The sequence below is a fragment of the Methylocystis sp. IM3 genome, from assembly GCF_038070105.1.
Lineage (GTDB): Bacteria > Pseudomonadota > Alphaproteobacteria > Rhizobiales > Beijerinckiaceae > Methylocystis.
The window spans coordinates 2,727,710-2,749,892 of sequence record NZ_JBBPBZ010000002.1 but is presented as its reverse complement, the minus strand read 5'-3'; the positions used below and the strand labels follow the sequence as shown (position 1 = coordinate 2,749,892).

20 protein-coding genes and 1 other RNA gene are annotated in these 22,183 nt (G+C 66.9%); 17 read left to right on the top strand and 4 right to left on the bottom strand.

Annotation, left to right across the window (positions count from 1 at the left end):
* Positions 1 to 70 precede the first annotated feature (70 nt).
* The 17 genes from tsf to WOC76_RS15260 all read left to right on the top strand — a co-directional run bounded on the left by tsf (position 71) and on the right by WOC76_RS15260 (position 19,169).
* Entirely contained in the window at positions 71 to 997 is a 927-nt protein-coding gene (gene tsf, locus WOC76_RS15340) for a translation elongation factor Ts (protein WP_341105651.1), read from the top strand.
* Positions 998 to 1,147: 150 nt separating this feature from the next.
* Entirely contained in the window at positions 1,148 to 2,131 is a 984-nt protein-coding gene (locus tag WOC76_RS15335) for an SDR family oxidoreductase (protein ID WP_341105653.1), read from the top strand.
* 81 nt (positions 2,132 to 2,212) lie between these two features.
* Positions 2,213 to 2,938 carry a UMP kinase gene (pyrH, locus tag WOC76_RS15330; protein WP_341388909.1) on the top strand — a complete coding sequence of 242 codons (726 nt, stop codon included), beginning with the start codon at positions 2,213 to 2,215 and terminating at the stop codon, positions 2,936 to 2,938.
* A 157-nt stretch (positions 2,939 to 3,095) separates the two neighbouring features.
* Complete coding sequence (gene frr / locus WOC76_RS15325; protein ID WP_341105654.1) at positions 3,096 to 3,656, top strand: ribosome recycling factor; 561 nt, start codon at positions 3,096 to 3,098, stop codon at positions 3,654 to 3,656.
* A 76-nt stretch (positions 3,657 to 3,732) separates the two neighbouring features.
* Positions 3,733 to 4,515 carry an isoprenyl transferase gene (locus WOC76_RS15320; RefSeq protein ID WP_341105655.1) on the top strand — a complete coding sequence of 261 codons (783 nt, stop codon included), beginning with the start codon at positions 3,733 to 3,735 and terminating at the stop codon, positions 4,513 to 4,515.
* Between the two features lie 10 nt (positions 4,516 to 4,525).
* Positions 4,526 to 5,380, top strand: a complete 855-nt coding sequence (locus WOC76_RS15315; RefSeq protein WP_341105656.1) for a phosphatidate cytidylyltransferase — start codon at positions 4,526 to 4,528, stop codon at positions 5,378 to 5,380.
* Positions 5,380 to 6,621, top strand: a complete 1,242-nt coding sequence (gene dxr, locus WOC76_RS15310; RefSeq protein WP_445928475.1) for a 1-deoxy-D-xylulose-5-phosphate reductoisomerase — start codon at positions 5,380 to 5,382, stop codon at positions 6,619 to 6,621. Before WOC76_RS15315 ends, dxr begins: the two co-directional genes overlap by 1 nt.
* A 60-nt stretch (positions 6,622 to 6,681) precedes the next feature.
* Positions 6,682 to 7,827: a M50 family metallopeptidase gene (locus WOC76_RS15305; protein ID WP_341105658.1), complete on the top strand. Its 1,146-nt coding sequence runs from the start codon at positions 6,682 to 6,684 to the stop codon at positions 7,825 to 7,827.
* Positions 7,828 to 8,103: 276 nt separating this feature from the next.
* Positions 8,104 to 10,599 (top strand): outer membrane protein assembly factor BamA, encoded by a 2,496-nt coding sequence (bamA, locus tag WOC76_RS15300; protein ID WP_341388906.1) that lies wholly within the window; start codon positions 8,104 to 8,106, stop codon positions 10,597 to 10,599.
* Between the two features lie 73 nt (positions 10,600 to 10,672).
* Positions 10,673 to 11,734, top strand: a complete 1,062-nt coding sequence (gene lpxD / locus WOC76_RS15295) for a UDP-3-O-(3-hydroxymyristoyl)glucosamine N-acyltransferase (RefSeq protein ID WP_341105661.1) — start codon at positions 10,673 to 10,675, stop codon at positions 11,732 to 11,734.
* Between the two features lie 49 nt (positions 11,735 to 11,783).
* Positions 11,784 to 12,248 carry a 3-hydroxyacyl-ACP dehydratase FabZ gene (gene fabZ, locus WOC76_RS15290; RefSeq protein ID WP_341105663.1) on the top strand — a complete coding sequence of 155 codons (465 nt, stop codon included), beginning with the start codon at positions 11,784 to 11,786 and terminating at the stop codon, positions 12,246 to 12,248.
* Between the two features lie 11 nt (positions 12,249 to 12,259).
* Positions 12,260 to 13,063 (top strand): acyl-ACP--UDP-N-acetylglucosamine O-acyltransferase, encoded by an 804-nt coding sequence (lpxA, locus tag WOC76_RS15285; RefSeq protein WP_341388903.1) that lies wholly within the window; start codon positions 12,260 to 12,262, stop codon positions 13,061 to 13,063.
* Between the two features lie 5 nt (positions 13,064 to 13,068).
* Positions 13,069 to 14,190, top strand: a complete 1,122-nt coding sequence (gene lpxB, locus WOC76_RS15280) for a lipid-A-disaccharide synthase (protein WP_341108753.1) — start codon at positions 13,069 to 13,071, stop codon at positions 14,188 to 14,190.
* A gap of 119 nt (positions 14,191 to 14,309) precedes the next feature.
* A complete protein-coding gene (locus WOC76_RS15275; protein ID WP_341105664.1) occupies positions 14,310 to 15,755 on the top strand; it encodes an amino acid permease in 1,446 nt (481 codons plus the stop codon).
* A gap of 14 nt (positions 15,756 to 15,769) precedes the next feature.
* Positions 15,770 to 17,200 (top strand): cryptochrome/photolyase family protein, encoded by a 1,431-nt coding sequence (locus tag WOC76_RS15270; RefSeq protein ID WP_341105666.1) that lies wholly within the window; start codon positions 15,770 to 15,772, stop codon positions 17,198 to 17,200.
* Between the two features lie 76 nt (positions 17,201 to 17,276).
* Positions 17,277 to 18,299 (top strand): nicotinate-nucleotide--dimethylbenzimidazole phosphoribosyltransferase, encoded by a 1,023-nt coding sequence (gene cobT / locus WOC76_RS15265; protein ID WP_445730617.1) that lies wholly within the window; start codon positions 17,277 to 17,279, stop codon positions 18,297 to 18,299.
* A gap of 30 nt (positions 18,300 to 18,329) precedes the next feature.
* Complete coding sequence (locus WOC76_RS15260) at positions 18,330 to 19,169, top strand: LysM peptidoglycan-binding domain-containing protein (protein ID WP_341105672.1); 840 nt, start codon at positions 18,330 to 18,332, stop codon at positions 19,167 to 19,169.
* On the opposite strand, the gene WOC76_RS15255 is transcribed toward WOC76_RS15260, so the two are convergent.
* From WOC76_RS15255 to mnmA, 4 genes are all read right to left on the bottom strand, one after another.
* Positions 19,159 to 19,758, bottom strand: coding sequence for a 5-formyltetrahydrofolate cyclo-ligase (locus WOC76_RS15255; RefSeq protein WP_341388899.1), 600 nt, complete (start codon positions 19,756 to 19,758; stop codon positions 19,159 to 19,161). The genes WOC76_RS15260 and WOC76_RS15255 overlap by 11 nt on opposite strands.
* A gap of 33 nt (positions 19,759 to 19,791) precedes the next feature.
* A non-coding RNA gene (gene ssrS / locus WOC76_RS15250) (6S RNA) lies at positions 19,792 to 19,945 on the bottom strand.
* Positions 19,946 to 19,987: 42 nt separating this feature from the next.
* Positions 19,988 to 20,710 carry a class I SAM-dependent methyltransferase gene (locus tag WOC76_RS15245; RefSeq protein WP_341105676.1) on the bottom strand — a complete coding sequence of 241 codons (723 nt, stop codon included), beginning with the start codon at positions 20,708 to 20,710 and terminating at the stop codon, positions 19,988 to 19,990.
* Entirely contained in the window at positions 20,707 to 21,948 is a 1,242-nt protein-coding gene (mnmA, locus tag WOC76_RS15240; RefSeq protein ID WP_341105678.1) for a tRNA 2-thiouridine(34) synthase MnmA, read from the bottom strand. The genes WOC76_RS15245 and mnmA overlap by 4 nt, the downstream gene beginning before the upstream one ends.
* Between the last annotated feature and the right edge of the window lie 235 nt (positions 21,949 to 22,183).

Genomic DNA, 22,183 nt, shown 5'->3' with positions numbered 1-22,183 from the left:
CCGTCGCAATAAACGCACCCGAGAGCCGGGAGGCCGCGCGGCGCGCGCTCCCAAACAGGAGGATTTCAACATGGCCACGATAACCGCCGCCCTTGTCAAGGAACTGCGCGAGAGCACCGGCGCCGGCATGATGGACTGCAAGGCGGCGCTGACCGCGACCGAGGGCGAATTCGAGGCCGCGATCGACTGGCTGCGCAAGAAGGGCCTCTCCAAGGCCGCCAAGAAGGCCGACCGCGTCGCGGCCGAGGGTCTGGTCGCGGCGCTGACCGGAGACAAGACAGGCGTCGTCGTGGAGGTGAACTCCGAAACGGACTTCGTCTCCCGTAACGCCGACTTCCAGACGCTCGTCAAGAACATTGCCGAAGTCGCGTTGACGACCGGCAAGACCGCCGCGGAGGAACTCGGCGCGCAGGCCTATCCGGGCGGCGGCACGGTGGCCGAGAACATCACCAGCTCCATCGCCACCATCGGCGAGAACCTCACGCTGCGCCGCGCGGCCGCTCTCACCGTGGGCGAGGGCGTGGTCGGCCGCTACGTGCACGGCCAGGTCGTCGACGGGCAGGGCAAGATCGCCGTGATCGTCGCGCTGGAGTCGACGGGCGACAAGGAAGTCCTCGCCAAGCTCGCCCGCGAGATCGCCATGCATGTCGCCTCGGCCAATCCGCAGGCGATGGACGCCTCGGGCCTCGATCCCGCCGTGGTCGAGCGCGAAGCCAATCTGCTGCGCGAGAAGAACGCCGGCAAGCCGGAGAACGTGCTGGCCAAGATCGTCGAATCCGGCATCAAGACCTTCGCCAAGGAAGTCTGCCTGCTGGACCAGGTCTCGAACCACCCCGAGCACGCCGGCAAGACCGTGGCCCAGGCCGTGAAGGAGCTCGAGGGCAAGGCCGGCGCGCCGATCGCCATCAAGGGCTTCATCCGCTATGCGCTGGGCGAAGGCATCGAAAAGCAGTCGAGCGACTTCGCGGCGGAAGTCGCTGCGGCCGCGAAAGGCTGAAATAACGAAGTTCCGCTTAGTCGAGGCAAGGTTTCAAGGGCCGGGGCGCACGCTCCGGCCTTTTCGTTTGGCCCAGCCACGGCAGACCGCTTGAAACATTTATGATTCCCCCGCGTTTCGCCGGATTGGCGGGGCGGCGGGAGGGTCGCGATGCCTGCGCATGAACAGTCGATAGAAGAAACCATCCGGGAAAATGTCGCGGTCAACGGGATAGAAAGCGCGCCGGCGGCTCCTCCCGCCATGCGGCCGGTGGACGGCCTGCGCGACCCGCGCGAGCTCTATCCCAAGCCGCCCTTCGATAAGCAGCCCCAGCCCTGGCCCGGCCTCGCGTGCAAGATGAACCCGCGCCCCGACCATGGCGAGAGGAGCTATCGCGGCTCCGGGCGGCTCGCCGGTCGCCGGGCGCTGATCACGGGCGGCGACTCGGGGATCGGCCGCGCCGCGGCGATCGCTTTCGCCCGCGAGGGCGCTGACGTCGCCATAAATTATCTGCCGGACGAGGAGCCGGATGCGCGGGAGGTCGCGGAGTTGATCAACGACGCCGGCGGCAAGGCGGCGATGCTTCCCGGCGACATACGCGAGGAGGCATTCTGCAAGCGCATGGTGGAAGACGCCGTCAACGAACTTGGCGGTCTCGACATCCTCGTCAACAACGCCGCCCGCCAGCACGTCCACGAATCCATCCTGGAAATCACGACCGAAGACCTGGATTGGACCTTCCGCACCAATCTCTACGCGCTGTTCTGGATCACCAAGGCGGCGATTCCCCACATGCCGCCCGGCTCGACCATCATCAACACCACGTCGATCAACGCCTACCAGCCCTCGCAGCATCTCCTCGACTATGCGGTGACCAAGGCCGGCATCCTGAACTTCACCTGGGGGCTCGCCAAGCAGCTCACGTCAAAAGGGATTCGCGTCAACGCCGTCGCGCCGGGTCCCTTCTGGACGCCGTTGCAGCCTTCCGGCGGGCAGACGCAGGAGCATCTGACCGAATTCGGCGGCGACACGCCGCTCGGCCGCCCCGGCCAGCCGGCGGAAATCGCCCCGCTCTACGTGCTGCTGGCGTCGACCGAGTCGAGCTACGCCACGGGCCAGGTCTTTGGCGCGACAGGGGGCGAGGTCGGGCCGTGACCCCGGCGCGCGCACTTGCGAAGGCGGCGCATGGTCCGTATGTAAAGCGCGCCCCGCCCAAGCAAGACAGCGAGATACGCCATGCCCGACTACGCTTCGAAGCGATACAAACGCGTGGTCGTGAAGCTTTCGGGCGAGGCGCTCCAGGGTTCTTCTCCTCATGGGCTGGACGCCGTCACGCTGGAGCGAATCGCAAAGGATCTGGCGACCGCCTCGGAGAACGGCCACGAGATCGCGGTCGTTGTCGGCGGGGGGAATTTCTTTCGGGGGATCAAGGGCGCCGAGACGGGAATCGAGCGCGCTCGCGCCGATTCGATCGGCATGCTCGCCACGGTTATGAACGGTTTGGCGCTGGAGCAGGCGGTGGAGGGGCAGGGGCGCCAGGCGCGCTGCCTTTCGGCCGTGCCGATGCCTTCCCTGTGCGAATCATTCTCGCGCCGCGCCGCGCTCCACCATCTCGCCAAGGGCCGCGTCGTGATCGCCGCCGGCGGCACGGGAAATCCCTTCTTCACCACGGACACGGGCGCCGTGCTGCGCGCGGCGGAGCTCTCCGCCGACGCTGTCTTGAAGGCGACTCAGGTCGATGGCGTTTATACGGCGGATCCCAAGCGCGATCCGTCGGCGCGCCGTTACGAGCGCTTGACCCACGACGAGGCCATCGCGCAAAATCTCGCGGTGATGGATACGGCGGCTTTCGCGCTGGCGCGCGAAAACCGGATTCCAATCATTGTTTTTTCAATTGGGGAGCTCGGGGCGATCGCCTCGGTTCTTTCTGGCGGCGGGCGTTCGACTCTCGTCGCCCCATAGGGACGGAACGCTTTCTCCGCGCGTCGGCTTCGAAAACATGCCATAAGGGGCCCCTTGCTTCGCGCACGCCGGCCTCCGATGGGTTCGGGTCGCAAAAAGAATCGCCCTCGTGCGTGCGCCCTTGCGGCGGCGGGGGAGCCAAACAGGTTTGGAGATCATGACGGACAAATTCGACCTCGCGGATTTGAAGCGCCGCATGCAGGGCGCCATCGCGACGCTGAAACACGAGTTTGGCGGCCTGCGCACCGGGCGGGCCTCGGCGAGCCTGCTCGATCCCGTGCATGTCGACGCTTATGGCCAGGTTTCTCCACTCAATCAGGTCGCCACGGTGAGCGTGCCGGAGCCGCGCATGATCGCGGTGCAGGTATGGGACAAGGCCTTGGTGATCGCCGTCGACAAGGCGATCCGTGAAGCGAATCTGGGCCTCCAGCCGACTGTCGAGGGACAGATTCTGCGCATCCGTATGCCGGAGCTCAACGAACAGCGCCGCAAGGAGCTGGTCAAGGTCGCTCACAAATACGCTGAGGAGGCGCGCGTCGCGGTGCGGCACGTGCGCCGCGACGGGATCGATATCCTCAAGAAGCTTCTGAAGGATCACGCCATCCCGGAGGACGACGAAAAGCGGCACGAGACGGAGGTCCAGAAGGCGACCGACGAGTCGGTGAAGGAGATCGACGCCGCGCTGGCCGCCAAGGAAAAGGAAATCATGCAGGTCTGACGACGGCTCGGGCGCGCCCATAGTGGCCGGGCCAGGGTTTTCCGGAAGAGTTTTTCCCGCGAACTGGAACGTGAGAATGGCGGAAACCGAGATTCTCGACATGGCGGCGACCGCCGTCGCCGTTCCGGCGGCTCCGCGGCACGTTGCGCTCATCATGGACGGCAACGGCCGCTGGGCCGCGGCCCGAGGCCTGCCGCGCTTCGAGGGCCACCGGCGCGGGGTCGAGGCCGTGCGCCGGGCGGTGCGCGCCGCGATCGACCTCAAGATTTCCTATTTGACGATCTATTCCTTCTCGGCCGAGAACTGGTCGCGCCCGCGCGAAGAGGTGCAGAGCCTGCTCGGCCTGCTGCACCGCTTCATCCGCAACGATCTCGCGGACCTACACGCAAACAATGTCCGCGTTCGCGTGATTGGCGCGCGTGAGGACCTTGCTCCTGAAATTTCCGATCTCCTCAGGGAGGCCGAACAGGTCACCCAAGCCAATGCCGGTCTGACGCTGGTCGTGGCCTTCAATTACGGGGCCCGCCAGGAGATTGCGGCCGCCGCGCGCGCGCTCGCTCAGATGGTCGCCGAGGGGCGATTGTCGCCGCAAGAGATCGACGCCGACGCCATTTCCGCGCAGCTCGACACGGCGGACATACCCGACCCCGATCTGATCATCCGCACCTCGGGCGAACAGCGTCTGTCCAATTTCCTTTTGTGGCAGGCGGCCTACGCCGAATTCGTGTTTCTGCCGATCCACTGGCCGGACTTCGACCGTGCGGCCATGTCGGCGGCGCTCGAGGAATACGCGCACAGGGAGAGGCGATTCGGGCGGGTCGAGTCGCCGCGGCGCAACGCCAGGACCGCGTCACGATGAGGCCCAAAGCATGAGCGCCACGCCAAAGAGCGCAGGCGCCGGAGCCGGCGGGTTCGCCGACCTCGGTCCGCGCGTGATTTCCGCTCTCGTCATGGTCGCGGCGGCGCTGGCGGCTCTCTATCTCGGGGGCGACGTGTTCGCCTCTTTCTGGATCGTCGCCGGCTTCGCGATCAACTGGGAGTGGCAGGGCCTCATCGGCGGCGCCCGCCGGCGCTGGCGCGTCGCGGCGGGAGGCGTCGCCGTCGCGGCCGCCGCCGCTTTTGGCCAGACCGGCCTTGTCGGCCCGGCGGCGCTCTCGCTCGGCGTTCTTGCCTTTGTTGCGGCGCTGCTCGCGGGGCCGGAGCGCAGGCTATGGGCGGCGGCCGGCGTCTTCTACGCCGGCGCGCCCATCTTTTCGGTCTGCTGGCTGAGGCAGTCGCCCGACCATGGACTCCTCGCCATCGCCTTTCTTTTCGCCATCGTCTGGGGCACGGATGTTTTTGCCTATTTTGGCGGCAGGCTGATCGGCGGGCCGAAGCTGTGGCCGCGCGTTTCCGCCGGCAAGACCTGGTCGGGCACGATCACCGGCGTCGTGAGCGGGGCGGCCCTGGGGCTCGCGACGGCCTGGTTCGGCGGCGGTCCGGCTCTCGCGGGCGGGAAGACCTTTCTCGTCGCTCTGCTGGCGGCGGCCGTCTCGCAAATGGGCGATCTTGCCGAATCTTCGGTGAAGCGGCGGTTCGGGGTCAAGGACTCGAGCCGGATCATCCCCGGCCATGGCGGGGTGATGGACCGGCTGGACGGTTTCATCTTCGCCAGCATTCTGGCGGCGGCAATCAGCGTCGTGGGCGGCAAGCCATCCGCGGCGGATAATCTGTTTCTCTGGTGATGAAGGGCATGGGTTTGAGCAACGGACAGGCGAACGGGCGCGCGCGGCCGCCGCGCCGCATCGTTCTTCTCGGCGCGACGGGCTCCATCGGACGCTCCACTGTCGATCTTCTGGAGCGTGATCCGGAGCGTTTCTCGGTCTCGGCGGTGGCGGGGGGGCGTGACGCTGCGGCGCTCGCCGAGATCGCACGGCGCGTCGGGGCCGAGTTCGCCGCAATCCGGGACGAAAACGCCTATGCGGCGCTCAAGGAAGCGCTTTCCGGCACGAATATTCAGGTCGCCGCCGGCCGCGACGCCGTGATCGAGGCGGCTGTGCGGGACGCGGATCTGGTGGTCTCGGCCATTGTCGGCGCTGCGGGCGTGGAGCCCACTCATGCGGCGATATCTCTGGGGCGGGCGGTGGCGCTCGCCAACAAGGAATGCCTGGTTTGCGCCGGCGCGCCCTTCATGCGTACGGCCAACCGGACGGGGTCGCAGCTTCTCCCGGTCGACAGTGAGCACAACGCCATATTCCAGGCGCTCGGCGGGGAGGACCCCTCTCGCATCGAGCGCATGATCGTCACCGCCTCGGGCGGCCCGTTCCGAACCTGGAGCCGTGAGCGCATCGCCTCTGCGACCGTCGACGAGGCGCTCAATCACCCGAATTGGGCGATGGGCCCCAAGGTGACGGTCGATTCCGCAGGCCTGATGAACAAGGGCCTCGAGTTGATAGAGGCCCATCATCTTTTCCGCGTGCCGGCCGAGAAGCTCGAGGTGGTGGTGCATCCGCAGTCCATCGTGCACGGGCTCGTCGCCTTCGCGGACGGCTCTGTCACGGCGGGCCTCGCGCCCCCGGACATGCGCGTGCCCATTGCCCATTGTCTCGCCTACCCTGAGCGTCTGACGACGCCGGCGCGGCGACTGGATTTCGCGCAGATCGGGTCGCTGACCTTCGAGGCCCCTGATTTCGATCGCTTCCCGGCGCTGAGGCTCGCGCTCGACGCGCTGGCGCAGGGCGGGGGGCTCGCGACTGTCCTGAACGCTGCGAACGAAATCGCCGTCGAGGCGTTCCTCGATCGCCGCATCCCCTTTTCTGGCATCGCGAAACACGTTGCCGAGGCCTGCGACGCCGCGTTGCGGGACGGCTATGCGAGGGAGCCCGAGAGCGTGGAAGAAGCCCTTGGCGTTGACCATATTGTCAGGGAAAGGTCGCGGAAGGGCTTGGCCGTGGACGCGCCGTCGGGCATGTTAACGCTTCAGTAACCAGATCGCGCCCCCGCGGTTCTGGCGGCGTGAAGCGTTGGAGGGGACAAAGTGCTGGCCATGTTGACAACTTTCGCGACCTACGTCGTCCCATTCGTCATCGTTCTCAGCGTTGTCGTCTTCTTTCATGAATTCGGCCATTTCATCGTCGGTCGCTGGTGCGGGGTGAAGGTCGACGCGTTTTCCATCGGCTTCGGACCCGAGCTCTTCGCGCGGGTCGATCGCCATGGCACGCGGTGGCGGGTCGCCGCCATTCCGCTCGGCGGCTATGTAAAATTTCATGGCGACGCGAATGCGGCGAGCGGGCCAGACCCGGACGCGGTCGCGGCCATGCCGGCGGCTGAGCGCGCTGTGACCTTCGCGGCGCAGCCTGTCTGGAAGCGGGCGGCGATCGTCTTTGCCGGGCCCTTCGCCAACTTCATCCTCGCCATAGCGATTTTCGCGGGCATTTTCAGTTACTACGGGCGGACGGCGCTCGTGCCCCGCGTCGGTTCTGTGGTTGCGGGCGGCGCGGGCGAGAAAGCCGGCTTCAAGGCGGGCGATCTCGTGCTGACGATCGACGGCGCCCCTATTCCAACCTTCGCCAAGTTGCAGGAGATCGTCTCGAGCTCCGCCGACGCCCGGCTGCTCATCGTCGTACGGCGTGGAGACGCGGACGTAACCCTCGAAGCGACGCCGGCCTGGCGCGAGGTCGAGAGTGCGGTGGGCAAGGTTCGCATCGGCATGCTGGGCCTGAAGGCGTCGACAGCTCCGGCCGATGTGCGCGAGGAGCGTTTCGGACCGCTGGGGTCCGTCGTAGCCGCAGTCGAGGAGACCTGGCAGGTTGTCCATCGCACGGGCTCCTACCTTGGCGGCTTGATCAGCGGCCGGGAGAGCGCCGAACAGTTGTCCGGTCCGATCGGCATCGCCCAGATTTCGGGCCATATGGCTCAGGCCGCGCCCAAGGTGGGGCTCGGGCCCTTTCTCAATCTCATCGCCATTCTGTCGGTCTCGGTCGGCCTTCTTAACCTGATGCCGGTTCCCCTGCTGGATGGCGGGCACTTGCTGTTTTTCGGCATTGAGGCGATCCGCGGCCAGGCGCTCAACGAGCGCGCGCAGGAAGTCGCCTTCCGGCTCGGTCTCGCAATGGTCGGCACGTTGATGATCTTCTCGACCTACAATGACATCGCCAGGCTCATCCAGCGGTTCGCCGGCGGGGCGTCCTGAGACCCGTGACCCTTTTGGGGCGAATCCGTGGCGGCAAGCCGCGGGTTCGCTTTTTCGGCGGCGAGATGCCCGCCTGTTAACGATCTTCTCACCATGAATCGTGGCTTTGCGGCCACGCCTTCGACAAATTGCTGGAAGAGATTTTATTCTGCGTTTGCAGGGTAGGTTAAACCCTGTAGAAGATTCAATGGGCCTATGGCGCCGTTCGCCATTTGCATATCATTGTAATCATGCCGCGCTCCGGGCGGCGGAAGTTGCGACGAGGACCTGCTTTACATGCGATCCATCTGCGGCATTTGGAAATCTTCGTCATTGCTCGCCGCGCTGCTGGCGGCGCTGGTCGTCCTGTCCACGCCCGCCGCCGCCGCGATCATCGTGCAGGGCAACGCCCGCGCCGACGCCGAGACCATCCGCTCCTATTTCACCGGCTCGAGCCCTGAAGAGGTGGAGAAGGGTCTGGAGGCGCTTCGCGACAGCGGCCGCTTTGCGACGGTCTCTGCGACCCGGAAGGGTAATGACGTGATCGTCCGCGTCACCGAGGGCAATCAGATCAATCGCGTGGTCATCGAGGGCAACAGCAAGGTCAAGACCGAGAACCTGCAGCCCGAACTGCGCACGCGGGCCCATGGCGCGTTCAGCCAGCAGGTGGCCGAGGCGGACGTGGCGCGTCTGATGGAGATCTATCGCCGGGCTGGCCGCGCGGCCGCCAAGGTCTCCTATCGCACCGTCGAGCTGCCCAATGGCCGCATCGACGTCGTCTTCACGGTCGCCGAGGGAGACAAGACCGGCGTCAAGGAGATTCGTTTCGTCGGCAACAATGTCTACTCCAACCGTCGCCTGGTCGGCCTGATGGAGACGACGGAGATGAATCTCCTGTCGTTCCTGAAGACCAGCGACGTTTACGATCCCGACCGCATCGCGTCGGATCTCGAGCTCGTGCGCCGCTTTTATCTGAAGAACGGCTACGCCGACTTCCGCGTGGTGAGTTCGGACGCGCAGTTCGATCCGGCTCTGGGCGGCTATGTCATCACCATCGTCGTCGAGGAAGGTCCGCAGTATCATGTGTCTTCCGTCGACGTGGAATCGCACTTGCCCGATATCGACGGCGCCGCGCTGAATGGTCTGCTGCGCCTGTCGCCCGGCGATGTCTATAATGGCGACGCCGTCGAGAAATCGGTCGAGGCGTTGACGCGTGAAGCGGCCAAGAAAGGTTACGCCTTCACCCAGGCGCGTCCGCGTGGCGAGCGCAACCCCGCCGCCCAGACGGTGTCGATCCACTTCGTCCTGGACGAGGGGCCGCGCGTCTATATCGAGCGCATCAACATTCACGGCAACACGCGCACCCGCGACTATGTGATTCGTCGTGAATTCGACCTCGGCGAGGGCGACGCCTACAACCGCGTGCTCATCGATCGCGCGGAACGCCGGCTGAACGGCCTCGGCTATTTCAAGAAGGTCAAGATCACCAACGAGCCGGGGTCCGCGCCGGACCGCGTGGTGCTCAATGTGGACGTCGAGGATCAGCCCACCGGCAACTTCGGCGTCTCGGGCGGCTATTCGACCAATCAGGGCTTCATCGCGGAAGTCTCGGTCTCGGAGAGCAACTTCATGGGCCGCGGTCAGGCTGTCCGTCTGTCGGTGCAGGCGGGCCAGATCGCGCGCGGCGTGAACTTCAGCTTCACCGAGCCCTATTTCCTCGACCAGCGCATCTCCGCCGGCTTCGATGTCTTCGCGCGCCGGCAGGACGCCTACAGCTACTCGATCTATTCGTCGACCTCGGTTGGCGGCACGATCCGCTTCGGCGTTCCGATCACGGACGAACTGAGCTTCTCCCCGCGCTATTCGCTCTATCAGACGACGATCTCGATCCCGAATTCGATCAGCAAGCCGTACAACGACTGTACTGTTCCCACGGCGATCACCCCCGGGCCCTCGCCGTTCTTCCCCTATGATCAGGGCTATCCGAACCTGCAGGTCAACTGCTTGTCGAATGGCGAAGCGTCGCTGGCGATCAAGGAATCGGAAGGCACGATCACGACCTCGTCGATCGGCTATTCGCTGAATTACGCCACGATCGACAATTTCATGAACCCGCACAATGGCTGGATGGTCAACTTCAGCCAGGACGCGGCGGGTCTCGGCGGCTATTCGCGTTACCTGCGCACGACGGGCGATATGCGCTACTTCCACGAAGTCCCCTATCTGGATGACGTGGTCGGCATCGCGCGTCTGCAGGGCGGCAACCTCACGCCGTTCGGCGGTTATACGCCCCGCATCCAGGACAACTTCAACCTCGGCCCGAGCCTCGTTCGCGGCTTCGCGCCCGGCGGCATCGGCCCGCGCGACTCCAATCTGTTCACGACCTGGAACGCGCGCGCCGGCAACTCCTTGGGCGGCACCGACTATGTCGGCGGTTCGCTCGAGGTGCAGTTCCCGTTGTGGGGCGTGCCGAAGGATCTTGGCCTGAGGGGCGCGCTTTTCGCCGACGCCGGCAGCCTCTGGAACTTCCAGGGTCGCACCAATTACAGCAACAATCTGCCCACCATCCCGGGCGTGACCTGTCTGGCGGCCTACACGCCGGAAGCCGGTTTCGGCCAGGGCACCTGCGTGGTGCCGGCGTCGAACGGCTTCCGCATCCGTTCGTCGGTCGGCGCCTCGATCCTGTGGAATTCTCCGATGGGCCCGATCCGCTTCGATTACGCCGTCGTCACCTCGAAGGCGAATTCGGACATCACGCAGAACTTCCGCTTCTCGGGCGGCACCAACTTCTGATAGTTGCATGGGCTCGCCGGGCGACATCCGCCCGGCGAGCCCTTTTTGCGTCCAGAGACGGCGAGCGACCCGAATGAGTGTTGCAGCCTTTTTCCATGTGTCCCGGCCCTTCTCCGTCGCCGAGATCGCCGAGGCGACCGGCGCGGCGATCAGGGAAGCGCGCGCCGCCGGCGCGCCGCCGCCCGTCATCACCGGCGTCGCGCCGCTCGCGGCCGGGCATCATGGCGACCTCTGCTTCTTCTTTTCTCCGCGTTACATCGAGGCGCTGGCCTCCTGCCGGGCGACGGCCTGTTTCCTGAACCCCCGCCACGCCCATCTTCTGCCGGATCGCATCATCGGCCTTCTCGTGGACGATCCCCAGCGCGCGATGACGCTCGCCGCCTCTCGTCTCTTCCCGGAGGCGCTTCGGCCGGGGTCCCTGTTTCGGGGCGGGGGCGTCTCGCCGAGCGCCATCGTCCATCCGGAGGCGCGGCTGGAGCCGGGCGTCACCGTCGATCCCTGCGCCGTGATCGGTCCCGGCGCCGAAATCGGCGCGGGCACGATCATCGGACCGCAGGCCGTCATCGGCCCCGATGTGCGCATTGGCCGCGACTGTTCCATCGGCGCGCAGGCGAGCGTGATCTGTTCGCTGATCGGCGACCGGGTGATCATCCATCCCGGCGCGCGGCTAGGGCAGGACGGCTTCGGCTTCGCGCGCGGGGAAAATGGCTGGCTCAAGACGCCGCAGCTCGGCAGAGTGATCGTGCAGGACGATGTGGAGATCGGCGCCAACACGACGATCGACCGCGGCGCGACGCGCGACACGATCATCGGCGAGGGCGCGAAGATCGATAATCTCGTGCAGATCGGCCACAATGTCGTCATCGGCCGCTTTTGCGCGATCGTCGCCCAGACGGGGATCGCCGGCTCCTGCGAAATCGGCGACCATGTGGCGATCGGCGGCCAGGCGGCGATCGGCGGCCATTTGAAGATCGGCGAGGGCGCCTCCATCGCCGCGAAATCCGGGGTCATGCGCAACGTGCCGGCGGGCGCGCGCCATGGCGGCTCGCCCGCCCGGCCTCTGCGGCGTTATTTGCGCGGAGAGGCCCTGCTCGATCGCATGGCCCGGCGCGACAAGGGCGACGAGGCGATATAAAAGAGCCCCCACGAGGGCGGCGGACGCTCGTGAACAAGGGGGACGATTCATGTCAGAGACTGATGCCGGCGCAACGCTTGAGAGCGCGGATATTCTGGAAATCATGCGCCTCCTGCCGCATCGCTATCCATTCCTGCTTGTCGATCGCATCACGAATATTCGCGGCGACGAGTCCTGCGTCGGCGTCAAGAACGTGACGATCAACGAACCCCAGTTCATGGGTCATTTTCCCGAGCGTCCGGTGATGCCGGGCGTGTTGCTGGTCGAGGCCATGGCGCAGACGGCGGGCGTCATCGTCATGCGCGCGCAGGGGCAGAGCGAGCGGCCCAAGCTCGTTTATTTCATGACGATCGACGGCGCGAAATTCCGCAAGCCGGTGACGCCCGGCGACCGCGTCGAATTCCACATGACCAAGACGGCGCAGAAGCGAAACATCTGGTGGTATCAGGGTCGCGCGATGGTCGATGGCGCGCTCGTCTGCGAGGCGCAGATCAGCGCGATGATGGGCGTCTGACGCGCACTCGCATGACGGCGTCGGTGCATCCAAGCGCAATCGTCGAACCGGGCGCGCGGCTCGGCGAGGGCGTCGTGGTCGGCCCCTTCTGCCATATCGGCGCATCGGTCGAGATCGGGGCCGGCGGCGTGCTGCACTCGCATGTGGCGGTCGCCGGACGCACGCGCATCGGCCCCGGCGCGCGCATTTTTCCCTTCGCGTCGATCGGCGCGCCGTCGCAGGATCTCAAGGCGGCGCTGCGCGAAGGCCTGGTCGTCATCGGCGCGGATTGCATCATTCGGGAGGGCGTCACCATCAACGCGGGCGCGGACGCCGGCGCCCGCATCGGCGACCGATGCGCGTTCCTGGCTTATTCCCATGTCGCGCATGACTGCCGCATCGGCTCGGATGTGGTGCTCGCCAATCAGGCGCTGCTCGGCGGCCATGTCGAGATCGGCGACCATGCGTCGGTTGGCGGCGGCGCGGCGATCCATCAGAATGTGCGCATCGGCGCCCACGCATTCGTGGGCGGCCTCGCGGGCGTCGAAGGCGACGTCATTCCCTTCGGTCTCGCGGGGGGTAATCGCGCGCATCTATTCGGTCTCAATCTGGTGGGCTTACGGCGGCGCGGCTTTTCCGCCGAGCGCATCGCGCATTTGAAAGCCGCTTATCGGAAGCTCTTCGGAAAGGAAGAGGCGCGAGCCTTGCGCCAGCGACTCGAAGAGGTGGCCGCGACATATTCCGGCGATGCGGATGTCATGCAGATCTTGGATTTTCTGCGGGCGCCGGCGCAACGTCCGCTCTGCGCGCCACGCCCGCGCCCGCAGAACGCGTGACCTGCATCTTCCTCATCGCGGGCGAGGCCTCGGGCGACGCTCTCGGGGCCGCGCTCATGCGCGCCCTGCGCGAGAGATCGCCCGCCATTCGCTTCGCGGGCGTTGGCGGCGAGGCCATGGCGGGGGAGGGGCTCGTCTCGATCTTCCCCATGACCGACATTGCGGTGATGGGGCTGACGCCCGTTCTCGCGCGCCTGCCGAAGCTGGTCGCCCGTATCGCCGGAGCGGCCCGCGCGGCCATAGCTGTTAGACCCGATTGCCTCGTCATCATCGACTCGCCTGACTTCACCCATCGGGTCGCGCGCAAGGTTCGGCAGGCGCTGCCGGATCTCCCCATCGTCGATTATGTGAGCCCGACCGTGTGGGCGTGGCGCCCGGGACGCGCGCGGGCCATGTGCGCCTATGTCGATTGCGTGCTGGCCCTCTTGCCCTTCGAACCCGAGGCGCATCGACGCCTGGGCGGCCCCCGCTGCGTCTATGTCGGTCATCCGCTCGTCGAGCGCCTCGGAGAGTTCGCGCCCGCGCCTCAAGGCAAGCGGCCGCTGCTTCTCGTCCTCCCCGGCTCGCGACGCGCCGAGATCGCGCGCATGACGCCGCTTTACGGCGAGGCGCTCGCATTGCTCCTGCGCGCGCGAAACGATCTCGATGTCGCCATCCCCGTCGCGCCGGACATGGACGCGCCCTTGCGTGAGGCGTTGCGCGGCTGGCCGCTCGAACCCCGGCTTTTGTCGCAAGCCGAAAAATTCCCGGCCTTCCGGCAGGCGCACGCCGCGCTCGCCACGTCGGGGGCGGCGACGCTGGAGCTGGCGCTCGCCGCGGTCCCGATGGCGGTCGCCTATCGCGTTTCGGGTCCGGAGTCGCTGCTGCGCTTTCTCGTGACGGCGCCCTCCATTGTGCTGCCCAATCTCGTCATCGGCGAAAACGCAGTTCCGGAATACATACAGGAGGCCGCGACGCCTCGCGCGCTCGCCGACGCGCTGGCGCCGCTTCTCGACGAGACGGCTGCGCGCGCCGCGCAGCTTGCCGCATTCCGGCGCGTGCGCGCCCGGTTGCTCGAGGCCGGCTGGCGCCCCAGCGCGCGCGCCGCCGAGGTCGTCCTCGATTATGCGGCGCGCGGGCGCGGCTGACGCCGTCTGCGAGCGGTGGACGGCAAAGCCTTTCCGCTTGTATCTTTATGCGCCGCACTCATAATCGCGTCAAAGTTTCAAAGGGCGACGCCGCGTCGTCCGGGTGAAAGGGAGACGCGTTGAGCGCCGTGGCGAGGAAAATCTATTTCACCCGCAAGTCCCTGCACGCGATCATCGAGGCGCATGAGGCGCAGGGCGAGGGCGGACTGAAGCGCGCGCTCGGCTGGGCGTCGCTCATGTCGCTCGGCATCGGCGGCATCATCGGCGCGGGCATTTTCGTGCTCACGGGCACGGCGGCCGCGAATTACGCCGGGCCGGGCGTGATGATTTCCTTCATCCTCTCGGGCGTGGCCTGCGCCTTCGTCGCGCTCTGCTACGCAGAACTCGCCGCGCTCATTCCCGTCTCGGGCAGCACCTACACCTATACCTACATCACCATGGGCGAGATTTTCGCCTGGATCATCGGCTGGAACCTCATCCTCGAATATGCGGCGGGCGCGGCGACGGTCGCGGTCGGCTGGGCCGGATATTTCAATCGTGTGCTGCATGGTTTGGGCATCCATGCGCCAGAGGCGCTCACGACCGCCTATTTCGCGCCGCTCGCCAGCAATCCGTCAGCGCATGGGCTTTTCAACGCGCCGGCGGCGGGCGTCATCTTGCTGCTGACGGCGCTCCTTGTGCGCGGCACGTCGGAATCGAGCCTCTTCAACAACATCATCGTCGCCATCAAGGTCACCGTGGTTCTGATGGTGATTTTCTTCGGCGCCGCGCATGTCGACGCGGCCAACTGGACGCCGCTCATCCCTGAGAATTCGGGCGAGTTCGGCGTCTATGGCTGGAGCGGCGTCGCGCGCGGCGCCTCGGTCGTGTTCTTCGCCTATGTCGGCTTCGATTCGGTCTCGACCGCCGCGCAGGAGGCACATACGCCGCAGCGCGACATCCCCATCGGAATCATCGGTTCGCTCATCGTCTGCACGATTCTTTATGTCGCGGTCGCGGCGGTGGCGACGGGCGTCGTCAACTATAGAGAACTCGGCGTGCCGGACCCGATGGCGCTCGTCATGGACCGCACCGGCATCGCCTGGCTCGCCTGGGTCGTGAAGTTCGGCGCGCTCGCCGGGCTCACCACGGCGATTCTGGTGCTGCTCTACGGGCAGACGCGCATTTTCTTCACCATGGCGCAGGACGGGCTGCTGCCGGCGGTTTTCGGCAGGCTGCATGAACGCTACCGCACGCCGGCGGTGAGTCAGATTCTCGTCGGCGTCGTCGTGGCGCTCGCGGCGGGGCTTTTCCCCATCGACATTCTCGGCGAGATGGTGAGCATCGGCACGCTCGCCGCTTTCGCGCTCGTCTGTATCGCGGTGATCAATCTGCGCCGGATGCATCCCGAGATGCATCGTCCCTTCCGCGCGCCCGGCATTCCTGTGATGCCGCTGCTCGGCATTCTGTCCTGTCTGGCGCTGATGGTGGCGCTGCCGCTCGACACATGGTTGCGGCTGCTGATCTGGACGGCGCTCGGCATCGCCATTTACATGGGCTACGGGATTCGGCACGCGAGACGCTAGCGCGAGGAGGCGCCATGACCGCGCCGCTCATCGTCTGGTTTCGTAACGACCTGCGCCTCGACGACAATCCGGCGCTTCGCGCCGCCGCCGACAGGGGCGACCCGATCGTCGCGCTTTATGCGCTGGACGACGAGAGCGCCGGCGACTGGCGCATGGGCGCGGCGAGCCGCTGGTGGCTGCATCATTCGCTCGCGGCGCTCGCGGAAGATCTGTCGCGTCTCGGGCTTCCGCTCACGCTGCGGCGCGGGCGCGCGGAATTCGTGCTCGAAGGCCTGATCGAGGAGACGGGCGCGCGGGCCGTCTACTGGAACCGGCTCTACGAGCCCTGGGCGATGCGGCGCGACAGTGAGATCAAGGCGTCCTTGCGCGCGCGCGGGCTGACGGCGGAAAGCTTCAATGGCGCGCTGCTTTTCGAACCCGCGCTGATGCGCAACAAATCGGGCGAGCCCTTCAAGGTTTTCTCGCCATTCTGGCGCGCCTGTCTCGCTTCGGGCGGGCCTGCGGCGCCGCTGCCCGCGCCTGAATGGCTCGAGGCCGCGCCGGCGCCGGAGAGCGACGCGCTCGACGACTGGGGACTCCTGCCGACAAAACCCGACTGGGCCGGCGGACTGCGCGAGACGTGGCGCGTCGGAGAGGCGCCCGCGCGGGCGCGGCTCGCCGAATTCGCCCGAAGCCGCGTGCAGGAATACAAGACCGCGCGCGATTTCATGGCGGAGGAGGGCGTCTCCCGGCTTTCGCCGCATCTGCATTTTGGCGAGGTCTCGCCGCGTCGCGTCTGGGCCGAGGTGACGCGCGAGGCGGGGGAGGCGGGGCTCCCCTATCTTCGCGAACTCGGATGGCGGGAGTTCTGCCATCATCTGCTCGTCGCGTCGCCCGACATGCCCGAGCGCCCGCTCGACCGGCGCTTCGACGATTTTCCCTGGCGCGACGATCCGGCGGCGCTGGCGGCCTGGACGAAAGGCCGCACCGGCTATCCGCTGGTCGACGCCGCCATGCGCGAATTATGGCTCACGGGCTACATGCACAATCGCGCGCGCATGGTCGCCGCGAGCTTCCTCGTCAAACATCTGCTCATTCCCTGGCAGGTCGGCGAGCGCTGGTTCTGGGACACGCTCGTCGACGCCGATCTCGCCAACAACAGCGGCGGCTGGCAATGGGTCGCGGGCTGCGGCGCCGACGCCGCGCCTTATTTTCGCGTGTTCAATCCCGTGCTGCAGGGCGAGAAATTCGATCCCGATGGCGCTTATGTGCGTCGCTACGTTCCTGAACTCGCAAAGCTCGACGCGCGCTACATCCACCGGCCCTGGGAGGCGCCGACGGAGATATTGCGCAAGGCGGGCGTGCGGTTGGGCGAGACCTATCCGCATCCCGTCGTCGACCATGCCGAGGGGCGCGCGCGGGCGTTGGCTGCCTTTGAGGAGCTGCGGGGGAACAGGGATTCATGACCTACCGCCTGCCCCGGCTTGCCTTGCCGCGCGCGGAATGACAAACCCGCTGGCGTAGGCCACCCATCGGACGCACATGCCCCCGGACATCAGACCCTTCGAAGAAATACGCATGCTCTTCGCCGCCCTGCCGGGGCCGAGCCTGGAGAGCGTCGCGGCCGTACGGGCGCGCGACGCCGAATTGACCAAGCCGCCGGGCGCGCTCGGCCGACTGGAGGACATTGTCGAATGGCTCGCCGCCTGGCAGGGCGCGTCCGAGCCGAAGATCGAGCGGCCTCTGGTGGCGGTCTATGCGGGCAATCACGGGGTCGTCGCGCAGGGCGTCTCGGCCTTTCCGGCGAGCGTCACCGCGCAGATGGTCGAAAATTTCCGCAGCGGCGGCGCCGCTATCAACCAGATTTGCAAGGCGCATGGCGTCGGGCTCAAGGTCTATGAGCTCGCGCTCGAGCGCCCGACGCAGGACTTCACAGCGGCGCCGGCAATGGACGAGCGCGAGGCGGCCGCGACCTTCGCCTATGGCTTCGAGGCGATCGAAGGCGGGATCGACCTGCTGGCGCCCGGCGAAATGGGCATCGGCAATACGACGAGCGCGGCGGCGATTTACGCGGCGCTCTACGGCGGCCCGGCGTCGCGCTGGACCGGGCGCGGGACGGGCGTGGACGACGCGGGGCTTTCGCGCAAGAACGCCGCCATCGAAAAGGCGCTGGCGCTTCATGGGCCGCATCTTTCCGATCCGCTGGAGATCATGCGCCGCCTCGGCGGGCGCGAAATCGCCGCCATGATGGGCGCGATCACGGCGGCGCGGCTCAACCGCGTGCCGGTGGCGCTCGATGGCTATGTGGCCTGCGCGGCGGCGGCGCTGCTGCACGCCATGGCGCCCGACGCCATCGACCATTGCATCGCGGGCCATGTGTCGGCCGAAGGCGCGCACCGGGACGTGCTGGAGCGGCTCGGCAAGAAGCCGCTGCTCGATCTCGGCATGCGGCTCGGGGAAGGCTCCGGGGCTGGCCTCGCCATCGCGCTGATCAAGACCGCGCTCGCCTGCCATCGGGGCATGGCGACTTTCGCCAGCGCGGGCGTGAGCGAAAAAAGCGACTAGACCCAGGCCGCCGCGCGGGAGCCCTTTTCCATGAGCCCGGACCTTCTGTCCGCCCCTGTTTCCATGCTGTTTGCGGCGATCGCCGGCGCGGCCCTCGTCGCGCTTCTCGCCATCGCCCGCGCGCGACGCCATCCCGCCCTTTACCTCACGGACGCCGCGGCGGCGGCGGGTCTCCTTGATCTCTTCTCGGCCAGCGCCTTTGGCTGGACCCTGGCGCCGCGCGAACTGCTGTTTGCGCTCTATGCGGCCGTCTTCTCGGGGGTCTCGGCGCTCACGCTGTCGCGCATGGCGAGAGACGCCGCCATCGGCTTCCCGGTGCGGACCATTCTGATCCGGCAAGGCGCGATGGCCTATATCTTTGCGCCTGTCGGCTTCTGGCGGCCGCTCCTTTCGCTTCTGCTGATGGGGTATTTCCTGTTCGAGGCGATGGGCTGGCTGAGGGGAAGCGAGGCGCCCATTCCGCAGACTGGGGAGAAGGACTTTCGTCCCCCGCTCTTTCCGCCCCGGCGCATCCGTGGCCCGCGCGAATTCGCCCTTGCGGGGCTCAGCGCAGCCTTTGTCTATGTGTTCGCCATGGGCGTAAACAGGCTTCCTGACGCGCCGCCGCCCGAGCCGCCGCGTCAGGAGGAGGCATCCGTCAGCGATGAGCCGGCGACGGCCGCGCCGGTCGAAGAGGCCAGGGCGCCCGAGGCGGGGCAAACCTACACGGCCGTTGCGGGCGAGACGCTCAAATCCATCGCCAAAAAACTCTACGGCGATCCCGCCAAATGGCGCGCTCTCGCCGCCGCCAATCCCGGCCTCAGGGCGAAAGCGAAGCTGAAGGCGGGGCAGACGGTCAACTTGCCGGAGCCGCCGACGATCAACCGATGATGTCAGCCGGAACGATGGTCTCGCGCTCGGTCATCAGATAATCGAGCCGCTCGTCATGCGTTTCGGTGGGAACGCGGTCCGCCTCCTGGCAGGAATAGGCGACCCCGATCGCAGCGACGGGCTTCGTCGCCCGCAATCCGGAAAGCGTGGCGTCGTAGATACCGCCGCCATAGCCGAGCCGAAAGCCCCGCCGGTCGAAGGCGGCGAGCGGGGAGAAGAGAATGTCTGGGTCGCGCGCGGTCTTGTCCTCCGCGGGCTCCGAAAGGCCGAATGGTCCCTTCACCAGATCGTCGCCCGGCGCGAAGTCGCGAAACACCAGCGGATGCCTCACCTTGTGCATGACGGGCAGGACCACGCGATAGCCCTGCGCGGCGAGGGCGTCGATCAGCGGGCGGGTGTTGAGCTCGCTGCGAATCGGCCAGTAGACCGAGACGACGGGCATGGAAAGACCGGCGTCGGCTGCGATTTTCGCGACGAGAACCACCCCCCGCTCGGCTACGGCCGCCGCTGCGGCATGAGCTTCATTCGGCGCCACGAGGTCGCGGCGCGCCAGCGAACGCCGGCGCAGGTCGGTTTTCGGATCGGTCATGGGAAACGGGCCGGGAGAAGAGCAGCTGGAAAGCGCGGGCCACGTGAGCCGTGGGACATCGATCCCGGGAACCTACAACGTAGGTGGGCGCCATGTAGCCAAGCCCACGGGCAAGGCCAGGGACAGCTCCCTTAAGGATCGATAAGGCCCCGGGGAATAAAGTCCTGCACGCACCCCGCAGCGCCGCATTCGTATTTTAGCGCAGCGCCGCGCGCGGCGCCAGTCGCCTTCAGGCGTATTCCGGCTCCGCCGGCGCTTCCTCGGCCTGCGCGGCGATATCGACCGGCAGGCGTTTAATGCGGATAAGCGTGAAGAGGCCGAAGGGCGGGAGCAGGCGGCGCTCGACGAGCTGCATGTCCGCGCGCTGGTCGATCCAGTCGCCGATGATCGACCAGGGGAATTGCGGGCGCCATCCGAGCCTGGGGGCGACATGCCGATCGAGCCACGTCTCGAGAATGGCGAAAGGATCGTCCTTGCGGCTGACATGGTTGACGAGGACGATTTCGCCGCCGACGCGCACCACGCGGGCCAACTCGTCGAGCATGGCCTCGGGCTCCGGCGCGACGGTGAGCACATAGGGCGCCACGACGCAGGCGAAGGAGCCGTCCGCAAAGGCCATGCGCGTCGCGTCCATCTTGGAGAGACCGGCGACATGGCGCAGCGATTCGCGATCGACGCGCTGGGCGGCGCGGCGCAGCATCGGCTCGGAGAGGTCGACGCCGTAAACCTCCGTGTGGGGCTCGAACATCGGCAATTCGAGGCCGGTGCCGACGCCCACGTCGAGAATGGGGCCGTCCGCCCTGGAGGCGGCGGCGGCGGCGGCGCGGCGTCCCGGCTTCAGCACGGCGGTGAAGGTCAGATCATAGATGGGAGCCCAGCGCGCATAAGCCGCCTCGACGTCGCAATTGTCGAGCGTCTCGGCATCGCGGGTGTAATCTCTGGCTTCGCTCATCTGGGCGCCCCTCGCGCGGTTACGGCGCGCGGCGTCGGCGCCATGACTGAAATCGTCTGTTTTGCAGGCTCGACAGCCGAGATGAAGCCGCCGCCCAGCACGCGGGCGGCGTCGTCGCCTCGGTCGTAAAAAACGCAGGCCTGGCCCGGCGACACTCCGAATTCGCCGGCGGCAAACACGACCGTCGCCTCATTCCCCTCGCGCGCAATGAGCCGCGCCGGAACGGGCGGGCGGGTGGAGCGGACACGGGCCATGATGTCGATCCCCTGCGGCGGCAGTTTCGAGAACGCGCCGGGACCGATCCAGTTCACATCGCGCAGCGCGAGGGCGCGTGTTTCGAGCGCCTCGCGCGGGCCGACCACGACCTGCGCCTTGGCGGCGTCGAGGCGGACGACGAACAGCGGCTGCGCGTCGCGGCCCGCGACGGCTGCGCCCAGTCCAAGCCCACGGCGCTGGCCGATGGTGTAATGAACCACGCCCGCATGGCGGCCGAGCACGCGGCCGTCGACATGCACGATCTCGCCGGGCACCACCGCCTCCGGCGCGAGGCGCTGCACAACGTCGGTGTAGCGGCCGCTCGGCACGAAGCAGATGTCCTGGCTGTCGGGCTTTTCGGCGACCTCCAGAGAGAAGCGGCGGGCCATCTCGCGCACTTCCGTCTTGGCGTAGTCGCCCAGCGGAAAGCGCAGCATTCGGAGTTGCTCGCGGGTCGTCGCAAACAGGAAATAGCTCTGGTCGCGGCTGGCGTCCTTGGCGCGGTAAAGGGCGCGGCCGCCCTCGCCGTCGTCGCGCGAGGAGATGTAATGTCCCGTGGCCAGGAAATGCGCGCCGAGATCCTTCGCCGTCTCGAAGAGATCGGCGAATTTGATGAACTGGTTGCAGGCGATGCAGGGGACCGGGGTCTCGCCGCTCGCATAGGAGGCGGCGAATTCGTCGATCACTTTCTCCCGGAACTGCCGTTCGTAATCGAGCACGAAATGCGGAATGCCGAGGCGGGCCGCGACGGCGCGGGCGTCCTGGATGTCCTGACCGGCGCAGCAGGCGCCCTTGCGGTGGGTCGCCGCGCCGTGGTCATAGAGCTGAAGCGTGACGCCGACGACGTCGTAGCCCTGTTCCTTGAGCAGGGCCGCCACGACGCTCGAATCCACGCCGCCGGACATGGCCACGACAACGCGCGTCTCTCCCGGGGACGCCGGCAGGGTCGGCAGTTCGTCCGAAGCAAGGGTGCAGAGCGTCATAATTTCGAGGAGGATACGCGTTCGAGTGGCACAGGCCGACTATCCCGCCCCGCGGTGGGCTGGCGCCGGAATACTGACATTTAGAGCATTATGCGTCTGAGACGCAATCGCGTCGGACGAGATGGCGGCGGGACGCCGCCCCGCGCGTCGGACGAGATGGCGGCGGGACGCCGCTCGGGTCATATTGATCCCCCGGCCGCATGGCTGCTAAGACGCCGCGAGCTGTAGAGGGGTG